The 5,281-nt window shown below is 33.8% G+C and carries 5 protein-coding genes and 1 pseudogene; all 6 read left to right on the top strand.

Annotated elements, in window-relative coordinates; translation table 11 throughout:
• Positions 1-213, top strand: a 213-nt coding sequence (locus AC2JBO_RS42825; RefSeq protein ID WP_496959706.1) for a hypothetical protein, incomplete at its 5' end; no start/stop codon positions are given.
• Between the two features lie 80 nt (positions 214-293).
• Positions 294-935 (top strand): tetratricopeptide repeat protein, encoded by a 642-nt coding sequence (locus AC2JBO_RS42820; protein ID WP_496959705.1) that lies wholly within the window; start codon positions 294-296, stop codon positions 933-935.
• Positions 936-1,154: 219 nt separating this feature from the next.
• The gene (locus tag AC2JBO_RS42815; RefSeq protein ID WP_496959704.1) at positions 1,155-1,424 is read left to right on the top strand and encodes a helix-turn-helix domain-containing protein; all 270 of its coding nucleotides are present in this window, start codon (positions 1,155-1,157) and stop codon (positions 1,422-1,424) included.
• Positions 1,425-1,640: 216 nt separating this feature from the next.
• On the top strand, positions 1,641-1,847 hold the full coding sequence (locus AC2JBO_RS42810; RefSeq protein WP_496959703.1) for a hypothetical protein: 207 nt from the start codon (positions 1,641-1,643) through the stop codon (positions 1,845-1,847).
• A 526-nt stretch (positions 1,848-2,373) separates the two neighbouring features.
• Positions 2,374-4,005, top strand: a pseudogene (locus AC2JBO_RS42805) (IS1634 family transposase).
• Between the two features lie 902 nt (positions 4,006-4,907).
• Positions 4,908-5,281, top strand: a 374-nt coding sequence (locus AC2JBO_RS42800; protein WP_496959702.1) for a hypothetical protein, incomplete at its 3' end; no start/stop codon positions are given.

Raw genomic sequence — 5,281 nt, 5'->3', positions numbered from 1 at the left:
CTAAAAAAAGGAATAAGAGCATTACAATCAATAGCACAAGAACAAAATCGAAGCGACGGTGCTTTAGAAATTAATCGAGAACCCGTTGAAGTAATCAGCGATTTATTAGATGATGTAGGCGCCGAACCTGATAGAGATATTACAGTAGTACCAGCAAAAGAAGTCAAAGCCAGAGATATAGCTACTTTATCAATCAGTTTTGAAGTTAGGTAGCGTTGATTTTTTGCATAACCTCCCCTCCCTGAGAGATATACGTAAGTAGGAAAGAAAAACTATTATACACAGTAAATCAAATGAATAGGCTCACATACTTACTCGGCGCCGTTGTACTAGGTACAGTTGTTTTCACAGCCAAAGCCGAAGCTCAAATAAGACAGCAACCTGAAGCACTGCTTATTGCACAAACCAAACCACAGGATAAGGAGCAACCCGTATCAATTCCTACAAACTTAACGAATAATGATGAGAAAAAGATTGAAGCATTGATAAATCAAGCATCAGAAGATATTGAAAAGGGTAACTTGACAGCAGCGATTGCAAAATGTGACGCAATTTTAAAAATTGACAAACAGAATTTTCCTGCATATGTGCTTCGAGGTCTTGCTAACACTGGATTAAAACAATATCAGGTTGCAGTTACCGATTTTGAACAAGCCATTCAGATTAACCCTAACTCTCACTATTCCTACTTTGGTAGAGGATTTGCTCGTTATCACCTAAAACTTTATCAAGAATCACTTGCTGATTTTGACCAAACCATCAAAATCGAACCTGAATATGCTCATGCTTATTATTGGCGAGGTATTAGCAAAGGGTTTCTGGGCAACAAGCAAGGCGCCATTTCTGACTTAGGCACTGCGGCGGAACTTTACAAAAAGCAAGGAAAACCAGAGGATGCCAAAGATGCGCTTGATTTGATTAAACAAATTGGTTAATAGCTGATTTATAACATAAATTCGTTCGATATAAAATTTTGTGCGCCATTGGCGCACAAAATTTTTGGTCTCTTGTCTTTTCAACAATAAAACTGGTTTTAACAATACATAACTTCAAATATGAATCAAAATTGAATTATATAAGTAGGTGGGCACCAAAAAAGTCAACTATGTTAAGATATATAAATACTGAGAATGCATCTACAAGGTGATTTGTGTATGGGGGCACGTTTAAGGGTATTCCTCACTCAGGAGCAAGACCGAACTCTATTAAATCTTAGAAAACAGGATGTACCACAGAAAGTTCAAGACAGAGCGGAAATAATCAGGTTAAATGCACATGGCTGGTATGTGGAGAATATAGCCACCCACTTTGACTGGAATGAGAAAACAGTAAGAAAAGTGTTGCATCAATGGAAAAATCTCGGTTTAGACGGACTTTGGGAATCTCCTGGTCGAGGGGGGAAACCAAAATGGTTCATAGAGTGACATCGTATTTTTAGAAGAATGCTTAAGAGCTGAACCACGCACATACAATAGTTCTCAGTTAGCTCTCAAGTTGAAAACAGAATGCAATGTACAAATGAGTCCCGACAGATTAAGACGGGTACTCAAAAAAAGGGGATTGATTGGAAGCGATCTAGAAAAAGCCATAAAGGAAAACAAGACCCAGTAGCGCGCGCAAACAAGCAATCAGGCCTGGATATGCTGGAATTGGCAGCTGCAAGTGGCGAAATAGATTTAAAGTATCTGAATGAATCAGGATTTTGTGTATGGAGTGAGCCTGGTTATACTTATTACTTTAGAGGTGAGCAAAAACGCATAGAACAAACAAAACGTCGTGGTTGTAGATTAAGCATTATAGCCCACATTCCGCACCCCGTGGCGCCACATGCAATAAATGAGTACTAAACAACGATAAAGTACATAAATACAATAAAGCCTAATGAGAATTAATACTATTTACTTTAGTTGTTATGTATTAACTGTGTTTTAGCTAGTAAGGTTTTAATACAATCTAAAGTCAAAGAAAAATTTGCTTGAAGTAATATTTCGCACTACCTATCAACTACGTAAAAGTCGCGTTAAAAAGTAAAAATATTACAGCAATTCTAACTGTAAATTAAGCAGACTTAAAGATAATTTAGATACAATAATAGTATAATTACTTAGTTTTTTTTTCACTTTTAGATGACGCAAACGCACACAAAAGTGAACAAGAACCTCAAATAGTTGATATTTAACTAACAATAATGTTTTTGAATATACGCGACAATACTTAGACTGAATCGTATTATAAATATAAATAAAAATATACTATATACTTGGCTGTACGATAATAAAATTATACACTTTAACATACAAGTGAAGCATTGGATAAATTTAAGCGCCTAAAAATGTGAAAATATAAATGAATACTTCAAATGCATGTACTGTTATGTCTAACCTCAAAGATATTGAAGTCCAAAATCTCGACCATTTAGGAATAGTTGCAGGAATAATCGATTCAATTGGATTAGTAGAAATAATCAATGAATCGTTAGGAACTGATGTTTCAGAAAAAATTAGTTCTGGACATGTAGTCAAAGCCATGATTTTAAACGGACTTGGTTTTGTTTCTAGTCCATTATATATGTTTTCAAAATTTTTTGAAACAAAGCCATGCGAACATTTAATAGGAGAAGGTGTTAAAGCTGAATATTTAAATGATGATAAATTAGGAAGAACATTAGATAAATTATTTGACAGAGGGCTAACAAATACTTTTCTAGCTATAGCTTTGAACGCTGTTGAAAAGTTTTCAATTTTACTATCGTATTTACATTTAGATTCCTCTTCATTTCATACACATGGTCAATATAATTTTGAAAATACTAATGCTCTTCATGAAAGAAAAAATAGTATTTCTGAAGAGGTTGAATCACCACAACCAATTAATATTACTTATGGGTATTCAAGAGACCATCGACCTGACCTAAAACAATTTATTATTAATTTAATCTGCTCAGGAGATGGAGACATCCCTATATTTTTTAAATCAGCATCTGGAAATGAAGCCGATTCATCCAGCTTTGGAAAAATACTAGCTGATTTTAAAAAGCAAATACAAGTTGATAGTTTGATGATAGCAGATAGTGCATTGTATACAGCATCTAATCTAATTTTATTAACTAATATAAAATGGTTATGTCGAGTACCTTTTAGTATATCCGAAGCAAAGAAATTAGCTTCAGAACTAATGCCATCAGAATTTACAAAAAGCCAAATATTAGGGTACTCATATGCAATGGTAACTAGCAATTATGGAGGAATACAACAACGATGGCTAGTAGTCGAAAGTTCTTGAAGGAAAAAATCTGATTTACGTCAATTAGAGAAAAGAATTTTGAAACTAGAACAAAACGCATCTAGCCAGTTAAAGAAGTTACAGAAAGAAAAATTTAATTGCTATCAAGATGCACGATTAGCAGCCTCTAAGCTATCTAAAAAATTTAAGTATCATCAACTTAAGAATATTATAGTTATTGAGAAGCCATCAAATACTAAGATTTCAGCACAAGAATCATTTTATCAAGTGAATGCCACTTTATCTAAAAATGAAGGCGCGATAACGGCTGAAATACAATGTGCCGGACGTTTTATTCTTGCAACAAATGTTTTAGATGAAACATTACTCAGTAATGATTCTATGATTTCTGAGTACAAAGCACAGCAATCGTGTGAAAGAGGATTTGGATTTCTAAAAGACCCTTTATTCTTTACTGATAGCGTATTTTTGAAAAATCCTAAAAGAATTGAAGCTTTAGCTTTTATTATGGTTTTATGCTTACTTGTTTATACTCTTGCACAACGACAACTGCGACTAGCTTTAAATCATGCGAAATCTACGATTAAAAACCAACTAGGTAAACCAACCACTTCTCCAACGATGCGTTGGGTATTCCAGTGCTTTCAATCTATCCATATTCTTATACTTAATAATCAAAAACAAATATCTAATTTAAACGAGGATAGGCTATTTATACTTAGCCTTTTACCAGAAAATTGCCGACAATACTATAACTGTTAAATTTATATAATCATTTGGTATAAATTATTTTTTTACAAAGGGTGAGTTCCTCATTGCTCTCGCTCTCAATCAACATGTTTTTAATTATATTCATACAGAAAAAGATTAACTAAATTAAAAATAACTAAAGCTTTATATAAGATTTGATTATTTAATTAGTATTTGTATTTCTTAAAATTTTTCTAAAACCTTATTGTTCATTATTGAGAATGAATTAGTCCTACAAAAGACATGAATATTTTCTTCTAATGGATTTAAAAGTATTATTTAATACCACTTTGCTAAATTTATTTCAGTAAAAACATCATGCGGTGCCTGGAGGTGCGGAATGTGGGTTTAATAGTATTTTTAAAGGCGCCAAAATAAATGGTGTAAAAATGGTGTAAACGTCTTTTATTGGTCTGAAACCCTTGTAAATAGGGAAAATTTTTCGGACTGAAAATCCTCGTGTCACGAGTTCAAGTCTCGTTCCTGGCATCCAGTTTACAAGCCTAATTGGTGTAATAAGTGGTGTAAGTCCAGCTTTAACCTGACTACGCGCTGACTAAATAGGGCGGTTAAGGCGCCGCTATTAATCAGGTTTGCTTATAACTGAGGTTTTAGCAATCCCTTCTCTTTTACCCTGTTAAGAAATTTATAAAATGCGCTTGAGTGCAAATTTGTTCTAACTATAACGTTTGGTATCTCATCGACCATTGAGCAATCTGGGCTTGCAGAAAAAAAGAATGACTGCCATTCAACTGTACTATGCGGGATATTAAGATCAAAGGTTGTAAGGTTAAAGCTCGGGTCTATCAAATTTTTAGATGTTATATCGACAATATTACCGAAAAATATTCTCATCATGTGTCTTGAAAATCATATTATAAACACAACTGAGATTATTTTGTAAGTGTAGGTACATGAAAGAAAAGTGTAAGTGGGGATATTATCTTATTCTTCTTCACGTTAAAAAAGAAGCATCACGCCACGTGATTATAAGCATAGACAAATTATTAATTGGCTCTCCTTATTATATTCACGGATTTCGAGATGGAATATTAAAACACATCTCCGAGATGGCAGTTATTTACTTTGCGAAGCATCCAAAAGCAAGATATTGTACAATTACAGGTGAAATGCAGTACGACCAGTGTGAGAACATCGAAATGCGTGCAACAGTCGTGACTGCACTTGTAGATGGTCGAGAATTTAGGAAACTGATTGAACTATATGAAGGACCAATAGACGAAATTAATCGATATCCTGAGTTGGCTGTAACACTGTCTTGTAAATA

Source organism: Calothrix sp. CBUCES-K 9914 (genome assembly GCF_059640475.1).
Note: the sequence above shows the minus strand (reverse complement) of the source record. Positions and strands in the feature narration are given on the sequence as shown.